Origin of the sequence: Burkholderia contaminans (assembly GCF_029633825.1) — a bacterium.
Taxonomy (GTDB): Bacteria; Pseudomonadota; Gammaproteobacteria; order Burkholderiales; family Burkholderiaceae; genus Burkholderia; species Burkholderia contaminans.
Window position 1 is genome coordinate 2,056,489 of sequence record NZ_CP090640.1, and the last position, 14,863, is coordinate 2,071,351.

15 protein-coding genes and 1 pseudogene are annotated in these 14,863 nt (G+C 68.2%); 4 read left to right on the plus strand and 12 right to left on the minus strand.

Annotated elements, in window-relative coordinates:
- The first annotated feature begins 4 nt into the window (after positions 1-4).
- Positions 5-391, plus strand: coding sequence for a fluoride efflux transporter CrcB (gene crcB, locus LXE91_RS09545; protein ID WP_039371014.1), 387 nt, complete (start codon positions 5-7; stop codon positions 389-391).
- Positions 392-414: 23 nt separating this feature from the next.
- Entirely contained in the window at positions 415-765 is a 351-nt protein-coding gene (locus LXE91_RS09550) for a DUF190 domain-containing protein (protein ID WP_039371071.1), read from the plus strand.
- Positions 766-781: 16 nt separating this feature from the next.
- Here the strand turns inward: LXE91_RS09550 and LXE91_RS09555 are convergent, their stop codons facing one another.
- Positions 782-1,345, minus strand: a complete 564-nt coding sequence (locus tag LXE91_RS09555) for a YggT family protein (RefSeq protein WP_039371016.1) — start codon at positions 1,343-1,345, stop codon at positions 782-784.
- A gap of 71 nt (positions 1,346-1,416) precedes the next feature.
- A pseudogene (locus tag LXE91_RS09560) lies at positions 1,417-2,344 on the minus strand (Rossmann-like and DUF2520 domain-containing protein).
- Between the two features lie 515 nt (positions 2,345-2,859).
- On the opposite strand from LXE91_RS09560, the gene LXE91_RS09565 reads away from it, so the two are divergent.
- Positions 2,860-3,162 (plus strand): hypothetical protein, encoded by a 303-nt coding sequence (locus LXE91_RS09565; RefSeq protein WP_039371021.1) that lies wholly within the window; start codon positions 2,860-2,862, stop codon positions 3,160-3,162.
- Positions 3,163-3,285: 123 nt separating this feature from the next.
- On the opposite strand, the gene LXE91_RS09570 is transcribed toward LXE91_RS09565, so the two are convergent.
- The gene (locus LXE91_RS09570; RefSeq protein WP_039371023.1) at positions 3,286-3,954 is read right to left on the minus strand and encodes a LysE family transporter; all 669 of its coding nucleotides are present in this window, start codon (positions 3,952-3,954) and stop codon (positions 3,286-3,288) included.
- Between the two features lie 58 nt (positions 3,955-4,012).
- Positions 4,013-5,569, minus strand: coding sequence for a UbiD family decarboxylase (locus LXE91_RS09575; RefSeq protein WP_039371026.1), 1,557 nt, complete (start codon positions 5,567-5,569; stop codon positions 4,013-4,015).
- Positions 5,570-6,165: 596 nt separating this feature from the next.
- Here LXE91_RS09575 and LXE91_RS09580 point away from each other — a divergent pair.
- Complete coding sequence (locus LXE91_RS09580; protein WP_039371029.1) at positions 6,166-7,278, plus strand: lytic transglycosylase domain-containing protein; 1,113 nt, start codon at positions 6,166-6,168, stop codon at positions 7,276-7,278.
- A 98-nt stretch (positions 7,279-7,376) separates the two neighbouring features.
- Here the strand turns inward: LXE91_RS09580 and LXE91_RS09585 are convergent, their stop codons facing one another.
- From LXE91_RS09585 to LXE91_RS09625, 8 genes are all read right to left on the minus strand, one after another.
- Positions 7,377-8,573: a pyridoxal phosphate-dependent aminotransferase gene (locus tag LXE91_RS09585; RefSeq protein ID WP_039371039.1), complete on the minus strand. Its 1,197-nt coding sequence runs from the start codon at positions 8,571-8,573 to the stop codon at positions 7,377-7,379.
- Between the two features lie 72 nt (positions 8,574-8,645).
- Positions 8,646-9,083 (minus strand): transcription antitermination factor NusB, encoded by a 438-nt coding sequence (nusB, locus tag LXE91_RS09590; protein WP_021157083.1) that lies wholly within the window; start codon positions 9,081-9,083, stop codon positions 8,646-8,648.
- Positions 9,080-9,595, minus strand: coding sequence for a 6,7-dimethyl-8-ribityllumazine synthase (gene ribH, locus LXE91_RS09595; protein WP_039371042.1), 516 nt, complete (start codon positions 9,593-9,595; stop codon positions 9,080-9,082). The genes nusB and ribH overlap by 4 nt, the downstream gene beginning before the upstream one ends.
- A 53-nt stretch (positions 9,596-9,648) precedes the next feature.
- Positions 9,649-10,791, minus strand: a complete 1,143-nt coding sequence (ribBA, locus tag LXE91_RS09600; RefSeq protein WP_039371045.1) for a bifunctional 3,4-dihydroxy-2-butanone-4-phosphate synthase/GTP cyclohydrolase II — start codon at positions 10,789-10,791, stop codon at positions 9,649-9,651.
- A gap of 193 nt (positions 10,792-10,984) precedes the next feature.
- Entirely contained in the window at positions 10,985-11,503 is a 519-nt protein-coding gene (locus tag LXE91_RS09605) for a DUF1993 domain-containing protein (RefSeq protein ID WP_039371048.1), read from the minus strand.
- Between the two features lie 295 nt (positions 11,504-11,798).
- Positions 11,799-12,920 carry a bifunctional diaminohydroxyphosphoribosylaminopyrimidine deaminase/5-amino-6-(5-phosphoribosylamino)uracil reductase RibD gene (ribD, locus tag LXE91_RS09615; RefSeq protein WP_039371052.1) on the minus strand — a complete coding sequence of 374 codons (1,122 nt, stop codon included), beginning with the start codon at positions 12,918-12,920 and terminating at the stop codon, positions 11,799-11,801.
- Between the two features lie 15 nt (positions 12,921-12,935).
- A complete protein-coding gene (gene hemL / locus LXE91_RS09620; protein ID WP_039371055.1) occupies positions 12,936-14,219 on the minus strand; it encodes a glutamate-1-semialdehyde 2,1-aminomutase in 1,284 nt (427 codons plus the stop codon).
- A gap of 174 nt (positions 14,220-14,393) precedes the next feature.
- Complete coding sequence (locus LXE91_RS09625) at positions 14,394-14,858, minus strand: hypothetical protein (protein ID WP_011351244.1); 465 nt, start codon at positions 14,856-14,858, stop codon at positions 14,394-14,396.
- Positions 14,859-14,863 lie beyond the last annotated feature (5 nt).

Below are 14,863 nucleotides of genomic sequence, written 5' to 3' on the forward strand. Positions count from 1 at the left end.
GCCCTTGTTCTATTCGATCGTCGCGATCTTCGTCGGCGCCGGGCTCGGCGCGCTGCTGCGCTGGTTCCTGAGTCTCGCGCTCAATGCATACTTTCCCGCCGTGCCGCTCGGCACGCTCGCCGCGAACCTGATCGGTGGCTACGTGATCGGCATCGCCGCCGTCGTGTTCACGACCCGCGTCGGGCTGCCGCCCGAGTGGCGACTGTTCGTGATCACGGGCTTTCTCGGCGGCCTCACGACGTTCTCGACCTATTCGGTCGAAGTGGTGACGCATGCGGTGCAGGGCGAATTCGGATGGGCGTTTGCGGTGGCTGCCCTACACTTGACTGGATCGTTCGTGCTGACGGCGCTCGGCATGTGGACCGCGCGCGCGTGGCTCGCGGCGGCCTGAGCGTGCCGCCATCGGAGGGTGCGATGGACAAGATCTTCCTGCGCTTCTACGTGCACGAGAAGCATCGGCTGCACTGGAAGCCGCTGTGGGAATGGCTGCTGGAGGAGGCGAACCGGATGGGCGTCGCGGGCGGTTCCGCGTTTCGCGCGATGGCCGGGTTCGGCCAGCATCGCGTGCTGCACGAGGACCGCTTCTTCGAACTGCAGGGGTCGCTCGCGATCGAGATCGAATTCATCGTCAGCGAGGACGAGGCGCAGCGCTTGCTCGACAGGCTGTCGCACGAGAAGGTGCGTGTGTGCTACGCGATGATGCCGGCGCGCTTCGGCGTGATCGACACGCTTGGCGCACCGCCGGCGCAGGGGCCGGCGGCGTAGGGGGGCGGCGTGAGCGTCAGATGCCGAACATAGTCAGCGACACGGCGGCGCGCGTGACGATCATCAGCAGTACCTGCACGATCACGAACAGCAGGATCGGCGACAGGTCGATGCCGCCGAGGTTCGGGATGATGCGGCGCAGCGGGTTCAGGAACGGCGCGGTGAGCTGGTAGAGGATCGGCATCGCCGGCGAGCGCGGGTTGAGCCACGACAGCAGCGCCATCAGGATCGTCATCCAGATCACGAGATTGAGCGCCCACTTCACGACGGTGAGCAGCGCGACCACGACGAGCGTCGCGATCACCGAGGCCGGATCGAAGCCGGCCATCACGACCATCAGCACGACGTAGACGAGCGCGGTGAGCAGCGCGGCGACGACGCTGGCCCAGTCGATGCCGCGCACGCCCGCGATCACGCGGCGCAGCGGCAGCACGAGCCAGTTGGTTGCCTGCAGCACGGCCTGCGTGACGGGGTTGTACGGTGGCACGCGGACGGCCTGCATCCAGACGCGCAGGATCAGCGCGGCGCCGAACAGCGTGAAGACGGTATTGAGCAGAAAACGGGCGATCTCGCCGAACATCGTTGGCATCCTTTTTAGTCAGTAGCGTGCGGCCGCCAACGCCGGATGGCGGCGCATCGGCCGACACATTATCACGCCTCGTCTTGCGGCGGGGAGGGGCGCGGCGGTGCGCGCGAGCGACGTTTCGACGGCGTCGGCGAGCGCCGGCAGCGACGCCGGCGGCGTGGCGCGCTGCGCCGCGAGCGCGATCGCGCGGCGCGTCAGCAGCGCGTAGAGCGTCGCGTGATCGCCGCCGCGCGTTTCAAGCAGTGCCAACTGGCGTTCGACGATGCCCGTGTCGCCGCGCGACACCGGGCCGGACAGCGCGTTCGCGAGCCCCTTGTCGCGCGCGGTCTCGATCGTGCCGGCCAGCATCGGCAGCAGTGCGCGCAGCGCGGCGTCCTCGTCGAAACCGAGGCCGCGCCACAGCTCGACGGCTTCCGCCAGCGCGCACAGCGCGAAGCTCGCCGCGTAGTGCGCGGCCGCGTGATAGAGCATCCGGCCGCCCGCGGGAATCGACAGCGGATGGCAGCCGAGTGCGGCAGCAAGTCGCAGCAGCGTCGCATGCAACGCGCCGTCGGCTTCGATCGTGACCGAGCAGCCGTCGATGCGGGCGAGGTCGGCGTCGGTGCCGCCAAACAGATAGAGAGGATGGAAGCCGCCGGTGGCTGCGCCTTGCTGCTTCGCCGGATCGAGCAGGGCGACCGCCGACGCGCCGCTGCAGTGAACGACGGCCTGCCGGCCAGCTCGTGACGCGTCGAAGTGCAGCGCCGCGGCCGTCGGCGCGAGATGGTCGTCGGGCACCGTCAGGAAGACCAGGTCGGCGGCGTCGGCAACCTGTTGCGGGGTGTCGACCGCCCGGCAGCCGTCGATGCGCGCGGCGAGCGCGGCGGCCGACGCGGGCGTGCGGCTCGCGATCGCGACGACCGGAAAGCCGGCCTGCGCAAAGCGCTGCGCGACGCAGCGTGCGAGACGGCCGGCGCCGATAAAGCCGAGGCGGGGTGTGTCGGGAACGGACATGGCGGCGGGTGTAAGCGAAAACGAAGCAGCCGCCAGTATCGCAGGAATGACCGCGGGGCCGTGAAACGGCAGTTTCTGCATGGGCACGTGGCTGGCTCATCGGTTTGCGGCGCTATATCGGCAAGTGTTTCACCGCCCGGCACACGGTCGCTTCAAGATCACGGAACCCGACCCCGAAACATATCGTCCCGTATCCGGCTTGAAATGTCGGCATCTTGTCTCGAATTTGTAATCGTTCATTACGGTTGCGTGCCCGCCGCGCGCTGCGTATCCGGTAAGACTGACCGGCCCTGATGGTGCGACCCGACTCACCGGACGGAATCGCGCGACCGGCAAGGGTCGCCGCAGGCGCTGCGAGCCATGTCGCACGGCGGCTTCGCCCGCGTGCAATTGCAATTTGCAACAAATGCACGACACGCGAGGGGCGGGTTTTCGCTACATTGCTTCCATGCGACGTGCATGCCCGCCGTTGCCGACAGGGGCGCACAAAATACCGCTCCAGCAGGAGAATCGAAGTGAAAAAGCTCATTCCGTTCATCGCCGCCGCCGCGCTGGGCCTGGGTGCCGCAAGCGCTGCGCAGGCTCACGTGTCGATCGGGGTCGGCATCGGTATCCCGGTCGCGCCCGCGTACCCCGTCTATGCACCGCCGCCGCCCGTGTACTACGCGCCGCCGCCTCCGCCCGTCTACTACGCACCGGCGCCGGCCTACTACGCACCGCCGCCCGCCGTGGTCGTCGGCGGCTACTATGGCCGACCGTACTGGCACCATGGCTACTATGGTGGCGGCTGGGGCCATCACGGCTACTGGCGTCGCTGATTCGTGCCGCGCGGCCTGGGCCGCGCGTGGCAAAACGGCGCAACGTCCCGCGAGGGGCGCTGCGCCGTTTTTCTTTGGGTTGACGCCCGACTTCGATGAGTGGTGCGTGCAGGCCGGTTTCGATTACACCGCGCGCACGATCAGGTCGCGGTACCCGCCGACGATCACGCTGTACGAGAAATACGCGAACAGCAGCGCCGACGCGATGTGACACCCGCGCATCAGCCCGGCGCCCGCGCGCTTGCGGCCCTGGCTTGCGAGCGTGCACATGAAGAGCGTCCACGCGAGGCCGCCGAGGAAAAAGCCCGACAGGAACACCGATGCGGTGGCCGGCGTGGTCGCGCCGGCTTTCGCGATCAGCGCGCCGCCGACCGCCGCGAACCACAGGATCGCGCTCGGCGACGACATCGCGAGCAGCATCCCGCGCAGGAAACTGCGCCGCGCACTGGCGCGCGGCTGCGGCGTGTCCTCGGCATCGTCGCCGGCCGTCTTGGCCGGCGCGAGCGCTTCACGCGCCATCTTCCACGTGAGGAACAGCAGCACGGCGCCGCCGCCGATCCATACGATCCAGCGCACCGGCTCGAACTGCAGCAGCACGGCCATCCCGCCAAGTGCGAGCGCCGCATAGACGAGATCGCCGACGCACGAGCCGAGACCGAGCCAGAAGCCCGGCCGGAAGCCGTGCGACAGCGTCAGCGACAGCATCGCGACATTGACGAGGCCGATGTCGAGACACAACGACAGCGACAGAAAGAAGCCGTCGGACAGCATGGAGGCGGGCGGAAAGGTCATCTTCGAGGTTCGTGTCGCGATGGCAGTCCACGGGCCGGCAGGCGCCGGCCGCATGGCGTCAGAGGCCGATCTCCTGCCAGAGCCGGTCGACGCGCGCCTTCACGGCCGCATCCATCTCGATCGGGCGGCCCCATTCGCGGCTGGTCTCGCCGGGCCACTTGTTGGTCGCGTCGAGGCCCATCTTCGAACCGAGGCCGGCCACCGGCGACGCGAAATCGAGATAGTCGATCGGCGTGCTGTCGACCATCACGGTGTCGCGCACGGGGTCGACGCGCGTCGTGATCGCCCAGATCACTTCCTTCCAGTCGCGGATGTTCACGTCCTCGTCGACGACCACGATGAACTTCGTATACATGAACTGCCGCAGGAAGCTCCACACGCCGAACATCACGCGCTTCGCGTGGCCCGCGTAGCTCTTCTTCATCTGGACGATGGCCATCCGGTAGCTGCAGCCTTCGGGCGGCAGGTAGAAGTCGGTGATCTCGGTGAACTGCTTCTGCAGTAGCGGCACGAACACCTCGTTGAGCGCGACGCCGAGCACCGCCGGCTCGTCAGGCGGCTTGCCCGTGTAGGTCGAGTGGTAGATCGCATCGCGGCGCATCGTGATGCGCTCGACAGTGAACACCGGGAACCACTCCTGCTCGTTGTAGTAACCGGTGTGGTCGCCGTACGGGCCTTCGAGCGCGTGCTCGTACTTGGCGGACGCATTGCCGGCCGGGCGCGGCGGTGCGCCGGCCGGCGCCGGGGCGGGGGCGCCTTCCTGCGGATAAATGAAGCCTTCGAGCACGACCTCCGCGCGTGCGGGTACCTGCAGCGTGTCGACGCCGGGCGTCAGGCACTTCGCGAGCTCGGTGCGGCTGCCGCGTAGCAGGCCGGCGAACTGGTACTCGGACAGCGAATCGGGCACCGGCGTCACCGCGCCGAGCGTCGTGGCCGGATCGGCGCCGAGCACGACCGCGACCGGATACGGCTTGCCGGGGTTCTGCAGCGCGAATTCGCGGAAGTCGAGCGCGCCGCCGCGATGCGCGAGCCAGCGCATGATCAGCTTGTTGCGTCCGATCAGCTGCTGGCGGTAGATACCGAGGTTCTGCCGCGACTTGTTCGGCCCGCGCGTGACCGTCAAGCCCCACGTGACGAGCGGCCCCGCGTCGCCAGGCCAGCAGGTCTGGATCGGTAGCCGGTTCAGATCGACGTCGGCGCCTTCCCAGACGATCTCCTGGCACGGCGGCGACGACACCGATTTCGGCGCCATGTCCCACACGGCCTTCGCGAGCGACAGCAGCTTGCCGGCGTCCTTCAGGCTCTTCGGCGGATCGGGTTCCTTCAATGCGGACAGCAGGCGCCCGAGATCGCGCAGCGAATCGAGCGCGGCGTCGTCGCCCGCATCGACGCCCATCCCGAGCGCGACGCGGCGCGGCGTGCCGAACAGGTTGCCGAGCACCGGGAAGTCGTAGCCGGTCGGCGCGTTGAACAGCAGCGCAGGGCCGCCGGCGCGCAGTACGCGGTCGCACAGCTCGGTCATTTCGAGCACGGGCGACACGGGCTGCGTGACGCGTCGCAGCTCGCCGAGCGCCTCGAGGCGCTGGATGAAATCGCGTAAGTCTTTGTATTTCATGAAGATGGTCCGGGCCACCCGCCAGGCGGGCAGCGATGGGTGGGCGCAGCGGCCGGCTGCGACCCCGAATCGACCGACGATTTTACCCGCGCTGCCGCATGCCCGCCCGGCGGAGAAAAAAGTCGACCGCGCGCAAACCCCCTACGGCACGGGACTTGCGATCTGAAGAGTGCTCGTAAATTACTTTTTGTTATGATTTCAATGTTTTATAGTGTTGACGATCTATAAAACCCTGCTAGAATCCGCTCACATTGGCTGCAGGGTAAAAGGCTTCGAGCCGCCAATCACCGATCTTTGACGCAGCGCGTCACCGTCCGCCGAATCCTGCACGGCGTATCCGACGGCATTAGTCGTAGTCTCAGCCAGCGCCACCAGACGCTGGTTTTTTGCGTGGGTGCCACCGCGTATGCCCGCCTCGCCCATTGTGCGAAGGTGCCGGCCCTCTTACACCGTGGCCTCGAACGGTACTTATACCGTTTCCCCGATGCTTGCACGCCCCAACCAAAGCGTGCGGCGTCGTGATTCCGCGGCGCGTTACCTGTCTCGCCATCGAGCTGAGCGAGCCGCACGAGTCATGTTCATGGGAGATGATCTGAATGAACGCTTGGTTATCGTGGCGTCCTAGTGAGCAGCATGCGCAATTCGTGCGCAGCATGCTGCGTCGCGGGACGCGTGTCAGTCACCATCTATTCAGCGTTGTCGGCTGTCTCGCTGTCGCAGTTGCGCTTGCACTGTGGCTGCTGCCAACCGTCCGCGGCACGCTCGCCGCGAAGCTGATGCCGGTCGTATCCGCGGCCGTGCAAGCCGGCCCGGCCCGTCTGCTGACCGGCCATCCGCTGCCGAACTTCGCGCCCGCCGGCGCGCAGCCGCAGCAGGAAGACAACAGTCCCGAAACGGACGCGCTTGCGGTCGGCCTCGACGTCGCACCGGAAGCCGCCGCCGCGCAGGGCGATGCGTCCGATCCGGCCCGCAACGGCCCGTCGCCCGTCGCGCTGGCGAAGCTGATCCCGACCCAGCGCGTGGCGGCCGATGCGCGTGACGACCGTGCGCTCGCATCGAATCGCGAACAGGCGCTCGTCGCGACCTACCTGTCGCGCCGTTACCGCGTCGCACAGGAGCCTCTCGGCCAGCTCGTCAAGGCTGCGTTCCAGACCGGCCGTGACGTCGGCCTCGATCCGCTGCTGCTGCTGTCCGTGATGGCGATCGAGTCGGGCTTCAACCCGTATGCCGAAAGCGGCGTCGGTGCGAAGGGCCTGATGCAGGTCATGTCGAAGGTCCATTCCGACAAGTTCGAGTATTTCGGCGGCACCGATACCGCCCTGCAGCCGCTCGCGAACCTCCAGGTCGGCGCACTCGTGCTGAAGGACTGCATCGCACGCGGCGGCTCGCTCGCGAACGGCCTGCGCCTGTACAACGGCTCGACGAACCCCGACGACAACGGCTACGGTTCGAAGGTGATGGCCGAGCGCGGTCGCCTGCGTGACGTCGCACGTGGTCGTAGCGTGCCGGTCAATGCGCCGCAGGCGCCGGCGAAGCCGATCGTCACGGCCGCCGCCGTGACGGCGGCCGCAGGCGGCGCGAAGCGCGTGCATGCGACGCTCGAAACGTCGGCGAAGTCGACGGCATCGAAGGAAGCCCCGTCGCAGGACGACGCGAGCGTCGATACCGCGAAGCAGTCGCACGGCGATCGTTCGGAGCTTGGCGCGTAACTTGCACGGCTCCAGCCGGCAGGACATGAAAAAGGCACCCGGATCGGGTGCCTTTTTGCTTTTGCGGTGGGCGGAGTGGCCGCCGTGCCGGCCGCGTGTCAGTGTTGCCCGAACAGCGTCGCGAGCCGGTCGACCGCTTCCTCGAGCCGCGAGTAGGCGGTCGCATAGGACAGGCGGATATAGTCACGCGGCGCATGGACACCGAAGTCCATGCCGGGCACCAGCACGACGCCCGCATCGTGCAGCATTGCCGTCGTGAGCGCGGCGCTGTCGCCGGCCGCAGGGTGGGCGACGCCGCCGCAGTGCGCATACACGTAGAACGCGCCGTCCGGCATCACGGGCACCGTGAAGCCGAGCCGTTCGAGCGCCGGTGCGATGAAATCGCGACGGCGCTTGAATTCGAGCCGGCGCGCTTCGTAGATGTCGAGCGCGGCCGGCTCGAAGCACGCGAGCGCCGCGTGTTGCGCGAGCGCCGACGGGCAGATGAACAGGTTCTGCGCCAGCTTCTCGAACGTGCCGACCAGCGCGGGCGGCACGACCAGCCAGCCGAGCCGCCAGCCCGTCATGCTGAAATACTTGGAGAAGCTGTTCACGGTGACGACGTCGTCGCCGAACGACAGCGCCGACACGGGCGCCGCGTCGTAGCTGAGCCCCTGGTAGATCTCGTCGACGATCGTGAAGCCGCCGCGTGCGCGCACGGCTTCGACGATCCGTTTCAGCTCGTCCGGCTCGAGCGATGTGCCGGTCGGGTTCGACGGCGACGCGAGCAGCACGCCGCGCGTGCGGTCGCCCCAGCGCGTACGGACGTCATCCTCGGTGAGCTGGAAGCGCGCATCCGGGCCGCTCGGCACGAGCACCGCGCGGCCTTCGGCCGCCGCGACGAAGTGCCGGTTGCACGGATACGACGGGTCGGGCATCAGCACCTCGTCGTCGCGCCCGACGAGCGCGAGGCACGCGAGCAGCAGCGCGGCCGACGCGCCGGCCGTCACGACGATCCGTTCCGGGCTGATCGTGAGGCCGTAGGCGCGTGCGTAGTGCGCGGCGATCGCCTCGCGCAGCGGTGCGATGCCGAGCGCGCTCGTATATTGGGTGACGCCACGGCGCAGCGCGGCCGCGGCCGCTTCGACGACCGGCTCCGGCGCAGTGAAATCCGGCTCGCCGATGCCCATGTGGATAACATCGCGCCCCGAGGACTCGAGACGCTGTGCCTCCTTCATCAGTTCCATCACGTAGAAGGGCTGGATCGCGTCGACGCGTGCGGCGAGTCTGACGAGCGAATCGGTGGCGGTATTCATCGGGCGGGCAGGGCGAGGGAGGCGGGCAAAAGAAAAAACGGGCGCATGCGCGCCCGTTCCGGACCAACGGGTTCAGCCGTTGCGGCGCGCCTGCGTTTCGGCGGGGCGCAGCTTCGCGGCGAGCTTGTCGAGCACGCCGTTCACGTACTTGTAGCCGTCGGAGCCGCCGAACGTCTTCGCGAGTTCGACAGCTTCATTGATGATCACGCGGTACGGCGTTTCGACGTGGTGCGTGAGCTCGAACGTGGCGATCAGCAGCACGGCGCGTTCGACCGGCGACAGCTGGTCGATCGGGCGGTCGAGCGACGGCGTCAGCGCTTCGACGAGCGTGGCGTGCTCGCGGATCACGCCGTGCAGGATCGCGTCGAGCAGCTCCTTGTCGGCCTTGTCGTACCCGAGCGCGCCGCGCAGTTGCGCGTCGATCTCACCGGAGGACGCGTTCGACAGCAGCCACTGGTACAGCCCCTGCGTCGCCAGCTCGCGCGATTGTCGGCGGGCGCTCTTCTTCATGCGCGCTCCTCTTCGTCGTCTTCTTCCTCTTCGTCCTCGTCGTCGTCGCCGAGCTGGTCGAGGGCCATCGTCAGGTTGGCCATCTCGACGGCGACGCGTGCGGCGTCACGACCTTTTTCGGTCATGCGCGCGACGGCCTGTTCGTCGTTTTCGGTCGTCAGGACCGCGTTCGCGATCGGCAGGTTGAAGTCGAGGCCGATGCGGGTGATGCCCGCGCCGCTCTCGTTCGACACGAGTTCGAAGTGGTAGGTCTCGCCGCGGATCACCGCGCCGAGCGCGATCAGCGCGTCGAACTGGCCGCTTTCCGCGAGCTTCTGCAGCGCGAGCGGGATTTCCAGCGCGCCGGGCACCGACACGAGCAGCACGTCTTCACCGGTGACGCCGAGGCGTTCCAGTTCCTCGACGCACGCGTCGGCGAGGCCGTTGCACACGGGTTCGTTGAAGCGCGATTGCACGATGCCGATACGCAGGCCGTCGCCTTCGAGATTCGGTTGGTATTGTCCGATTTCCATGATCTGGTCCGTGGTGTGGATGAACGGTTATAGGGCGAAAGCGCCGTGGCGGGTTACGCGTGGGACGCCGGGCAGGACGTGGCTTCGCCGCCGGGCATCGGAATGAAGCCCGTGACTTCGAGGCCGTAGCCGGACATGCTGCCCAGCTTGCGCGGATTCGACAGCACCTGCATCTTGCCGACGCCGACATCGCGCAGGATCTGCGCGCCGATGCCGAACGTCTTGAAATCGACCGGCCGGCGCTTGAGCGCAGCGGCCTTTTCTTCCTCGTCGAACGCCTTGAAGACGTCGATCAGGTGTTCCTTCGTATCGCCGCAGTTGAGCAGCACGATCACGCCGAGGTCGCGCTCCGCGATCTCGCGCATCGCGGCGTCGAGTGTCCACGAGTGCGTCGACACGCCCGTCTCGAGCAGGTCGAGCACCGACAGCGGCTCGTGCACGCGCGCCGGCGTATCGACGTCCGGCGACGGCGTGCCGCGCACCAGCGCGATGTGCGGCGAGCCGCTCGGCTGGTCGCGGTACAGCACCGCGCGGAACGTGCCGTGCGCGGTCTGCATCGTACGCTCGGCGATCCGCTCGATGATCGATTCGGTGCGGCTGCGGTACTGGATCAGGTCGGCGATCGTGCCGATCTTCAGGTTGTGTTCCTGCGCGAACTCGATCAGGTCGGGCAGGCGCGCCATCGTGCCGTCGTCCTTGATGATCTCGCAGATCACCGCGGCCGGCGTGAGGCCCGCCAGCGCGGTGAAGTCGCAACCGGCCTCGGTGTGGCCCGCGCGCACGAGCACGCCGCCCGGCTGCGCCATGATCGGGAACACGTGGCCCGGCTGCACGATGTGCTCGGGGCGCACGTCGTGCGCGACCGCCGTGGCGATCGTGTGCGCACGGTCGGCGGCCGAGATGCCCGTCGTCACGCCTTCGGCCGCTTCGATGCTGACCGTGAAGGCGGTGCCGTACTGCGTGCCGTTGCGGTAGGTCATCAGCGGCAGGTGCAGCTGCTTGCAGCGTTCCTGCGTCAACGTCAGACAAACCAGGCCGCGGCCGTACTTGGCCATGAAGTTGATCGCTTCCGGCGTGACGAATTCGGCGGCGATCACGAGGTCGCCCTCGTTTTCGCGGTCTTCTTCGTCGACCAGGATCACCATCCGGCCGGCTTTCAGCTCGGCGATGATGTCGAGCGTGGAGGCGAGCGTCATAAGGGGGCGTGAAAGAGGAAAGTGCGTATTTTACGCCAGCCGGACGACGTTTCGGCTGGCGTGGACCGCGCTCGACCGCCGAGCGCCCCGGAAAGCGCCGCGGCCGGCCTGCGCGGCAGGCCTGGCGTGGCCGCCGCGCATTGGCTGCATGCGCGTGCGGACGGTGGCGGCCCGGGCTTTGCCCGGCCGTGCGTCAGGCGTGCTGGTCGCGCCCGCCCAGGTAGTCGAGCTTGCCGAGCTCGACGCCGCTGTGGCGCAGGATGTCGTACGCGGTCGTCACGTGAAAGAAGAAATTGGGCAGCACGAAGTTCAGCAGGTACGACTGGCCGGTGAACTCGATCGGGCCGACGCGCATCTTCAGCACGATCTGGCGCGTCTCGCTGCCGTCGATCTGCGCGGCGTCGAAGCTTTTCAGGTAGTCGATCGTCTTCTGGATGCGGGCGTGCAGTTCGTCGAAGGTCTGCTCGACGTCCGGGTAGCTGGGGATCTCGGCATCGGCGAGGCGCGCGGCGCAGCCCTTGGCCGTGTCGGTCGCGATATAGACCTGGCGGACGAGCGGCAGCATGTCCGGGTACAGGCGGGCGCCGATGAACACCGACGGATCGATCTGCTTTTCGGCCGCATGCGCCTGCGCCTTGCCGAGAATGTGCTGAAGATTGGTCAGGCCACGGATCAGGACAGGCACCGAGGCCTGATACATCGAAATGGACATGGGGACGACTCCTTGAGGAAGAGGGTGACCAATACGCGGCCGCGCCGTGCGTTGCGGCGCCGGAACCGCTGTCGACGCATCTTAGCGCGGCGGCATGACCCGTGCGCGTAGTTGGCCATTCGGCCAGGTGTCGGCGTGGGCCGGCGAGCGTCGAGCGCAGGCATCGTGGCTTCGACCGGCGACGCGCGGCGCGAAATGGGACGGGAGATCAGGTAGATCGAGAACGCGCAGCCGCCTGCGCGATCGTCGACCGTGTTGACGGTCGGGCGCACACCGCTGACCGTGATCGACCCGTTCAGTGCGTGGCGTCGGGCGGTGCGAAGCGCGCGAGGATCCGCAGGTCGTCGCCGACCCGCTCGATTCCGTGGAACGACAGCCGCGTACGCGCGTCGAGGTTCGCCGGCGCGGCGAGGTCGAACATGCCGGCCGCATCGGCGCCCAGCAGGCTCGGCGCGAGGTAGACGAGCAATTCGTCGACGCACTGCTCGCGCAGCAGCGAGCCGTTCAGCTTGTGGCCGGCCTCGACGTGCAGCTCGTTGACGCCGCGCGCGCCAAGCGCCGCCAGCATCGCGGGCAGGTCGACCTTGCCTTGCGCATTCGCGATCGGCACGATTTCCGCACCACGCGCCTTCAGCACGTTCGCGCGCACTTCGCCGGCGGCGTCGAGCCGGCCGCAGAAGATCAGCAGCGGCGCACCCTCGAGCAGCCGCGCATCGAGCGGCAGGTCGAGGCGGCTGTCCACCAGGATGCGCTGCGGCTGGCGCGGCGTGTCGATGCCGCGCACGGTCAGCAGCGGGTTGTCTTCACGCACGGTACCGATGCCGGTGAGGATCGCGCAGGCGCGCGCACGCCATGCATGCCCGTCGAGGCGCGCGGCCTCGCCGGTGATCCACTGGCTTTCGCCGGACGGCAGCGCGGTGCGGCCGTCGAGCGACGCGGCGGTCTTCATCCGCACCCACGGGCGGCCGCGCGTCATCCGCGACACGAAGCCGACGTTCAGTTCACCCGCTTCGTGCGCGAGCAGCCCGCAGCGCACGTCGATGCCCGCGTCGCGCAGCATGCCGAGGCCGCGCCCCGACACCTGCGGGTTCGGGTCTTCCATCGCGGCGACGACTTTCGCGACGCGCGCTTCGATCAGCGCGTTCGCGCACGGCGGCGTGCGGCCAAAATGGCTGCACGGTTCGAGCGTCACGTAGACGGTCGAACCGGCGACGTCGTAGCCGCGCGCACGCGCGTCTTTCAGCGCCTGCACTTCCGCGTGATCCTGGCCGGCCGGCTGCGTGAAGCCTTCGCCGATCACGTCGCCGTCCTTTACGATCACGCAGCCGACACGCGGGTTCGGCGCCGTCGTATACATGCCGCGCGCGGCGAGCGCGAGCGCGCGCTGCATGTGGGCGAAATCGATGTCCGAGAACATGCGCGCGGCCCCGGGTCAGGCGGCGAGTGCCGCGAATGCGCGGCGCGCGGCCGCGAGCGTCGCGTCGATCACCGCGTCGTCGTGCGTGCTCGACACGAAGCCGGCCTCGTACGCGGACGGCGCGAAGTACACGCCTTCGTCCAGCATCAGGTGGAAGAAGCGGTTGAAGCGCTCGGTGTCGCTCTTCGTCACTTCGGCGAAGCTCGCCGGCACGCGTTCGGCGAAGTAGAGGCCGAACATCGCGCCGATCGAGTCGGCCGCGAACGGCACGCCGGCCGCACGCGCTTCGGCCGCGAGGCCGTCGGCGAGACGCTTCGTCTGTGCGGTGAGCGCGTCGTAGAAGCCGGGCGCCTGAATCAGTTGCAGCGTCTTCAGGCCGGCCGCGACCGCGATCGGGTTGCCCGACAGCGTGCCGGCCTGGTAGACGCCGCCGAGCGGCGCGAGGTGGGCCATGATGTCGCGGCGGCCGCCGAACGCGGCAGCCGGCATCCCGCCGCCGATCACCTTGCCGAGGCAGGTGAGGTCGGCCGTGATCCCGTAGTAGGCCTGCGCGCCGCCGAGCGCGACGCGGAACCCGCACATCACTTCGTCGAAGATCAGCACGGCCCCGTGCTTCGTGCACAGCGCGCGCAGCGCGTTCAGGAATTCGGGCGTGCCGCGCACGAGGTTCATGTTGCCTGCGACCGGTTCGACGATCACGGCGGCGATCTCGTCGCCGAACGCGCCGAACGCTTCTTCGAGCGCGGCGACGTTGTTGTATTCGAGGACGGTCGTGTGCTTCGCGATGTCGGCGGGCACGCCGGCCGACGTCGGGTTGCCGAACGTCAGCAGGCCCGAGCCGGCCTTCACGAGCAGGCTGTCCGCGTGGCCGTGGTAGCAGCCCTCGAACTTGACGATGCGGCTGCGGCCCGTGAAGCCGCGCGCGAGACGCAGCGCGCTCATCGTGGCCTCGGTGCCGCTCGACACCATCCGCACCTGCTCGATCGACGGCACGAGCTTGCAGATTTCCTCGGCGATCTCGATCTCGGCTTCGGTCGGCGCGCCGAACGAGAAGCCGTCGGCGAGCACGTCCTGCACGGCCGACAGCACTTCCGGATGGACGTGGCCGACGATCATCGGGCCCCACGAGCCGATGTAGTCGATGTACTGCTTGCCGTCGGCATCCCAGAAGTACGGGCCTTGTGCGCGCGCGACGAAGCGCGGCGTGCCGCCGACCGAACGGAATGCGCGCACCGGCGAGTTGACGCCGCCGGGAATGGTTTTCTGGGCGCGTTCGAAGAGGATCTGGTTGTTGGACATGGACGAAACCTGCGAGAGAAGGGCGCGGGGGCCTGTGCACGGGCCGCGGCGCCTGGGCGGAACGATCGTCCGATTGTACCGGAGACGCGCGCGGCAGGCCCGCGGCGCGGTCTGCGGCGTATCGGCGCGCGAGGGATCGCGCGGGTCGGGAAGGAACAGGGGGATTCGGCCCCGTTATCGATCCGGCAACGGCGGCGGCTTGCGCTTGCCGGTCAGCTCGGCCCAGCGCTTCTCGAGCGGGCCTTCGACCATCGGCTTGATCACCGTGCCGGAGCTCTGCGCATCCCAGGTCTGCACCGAATACGGATGGACGCGCAGCGCGTCGCGCGCGATCACGACGTCCTGGTGCGCGTCGACCAGCCAGTCGTACACGAAGTCGATGCACAGCCGGTAGCCGCGCTTCGTCGACGGATCGGGCACCTCGTACGGCGCGCGCGTCACGTAGCCTGAGCCGAACACGCCCTTGGGCTCCTTCGCGACCCGATGCAGGAACACGCGGTCGCCCGGGAGGATGCCGCGCGCGAAGCCGCAGCCCCACACGTCATGTACGGCCTCGCCGGCCTTCACGCGCGCGGCGACGTCGGGCAGCTCGGGCCATGGCCATTTCTTGGGGCTCCAGATCAACAGGAAGGCGGTCATCGGTT

Bases quoted from the DNA above. Each gene is read 5' to 3' on its own strand.
- LXE91_RS09550 (WP_039371071.1), top strand. From the start codon at position 415: ATGGACAAGATCTTCCTGCGCTTCTACGTGCACGAGAAGCATCGGCTG.
- LXE91_RS09555 (WP_039371016.1), bottom strand. From the start codon at position 1,345: ATGTTCGGCGAGATCGCCCGTTTTCTGCTCAATACCGTCTTCACGCTG.
- LXE91_RS09570 (WP_039371023.1), bottom strand. From the start codon at position 3,954: ATGACCTTTCCGCCCGCCTCCATGCTGTCCGACGGCTTCTTTCTGTCG.
- LXE91_RS09575 (WP_039371026.1), bottom strand. From the start codon at position 5,569: ATGAAATACAAAGACTTACGCGATTTCATCCAGCGCCTCGAGGCGCTC.
- LXE91_RS09580 (WP_039371029.1), top strand. From the start codon at position 6,166: ATGAACGCTTGGTTATCGTGGCGTCCTAGTGAGCAGCATGCGCAATTC.
- LXE91_RS09585 (WP_039371039.1), bottom strand. From the start codon at position 8,573: ATGAATACCGCCACCGATTCGCTCGTCAGACTCGCCGCACGCGTCGAC.
- nusB (WP_021157083.1), bottom strand. From the start codon at position 9,083: ATGAAGAAGAGCGCCCGCCGACAATCGCGCGAGCTGGCGACGCAGGGG.
- ribH (WP_039371042.1), bottom strand. From the start codon at position 9,595: ATGGAAATCGGACAATACCAACCGAATCTCGAAGGCGACGGCCTGCGT.
- ribBA (WP_039371045.1), bottom strand. From the start codon at position 10,791: ATGACGCTCGCCTCCACGCTCGACATCATCGCCGAGCTGAAAGCCGGC.
- LXE91_RS09605 (WP_039371048.1), bottom strand. From the start codon at position 11,503: ATGTCCATTTCGATGTATCAGGCCTCGGTGCCTGTCCTGATCCGTGGC.
- ribD (WP_039371052.1), bottom strand. From the start codon at position 12,920: ATGTTCTCGGACATCGATTTCGCCCACATGCAGCGCGCGCTCGCGCTC.
- hemL (WP_039371055.1), bottom strand. From the start codon at position 14,219: ATGTCCAACAACCAGATCCTCTTCGAACGCGCCCAGAAAACCATTCCC.
- LXE91_RS09625 (WP_011351244.1), bottom strand. From the start codon at position 14,858: ATGACCGCCTTCCTGTTGATCTGGAGCCCCAAGAAATGGCCATGGCCC.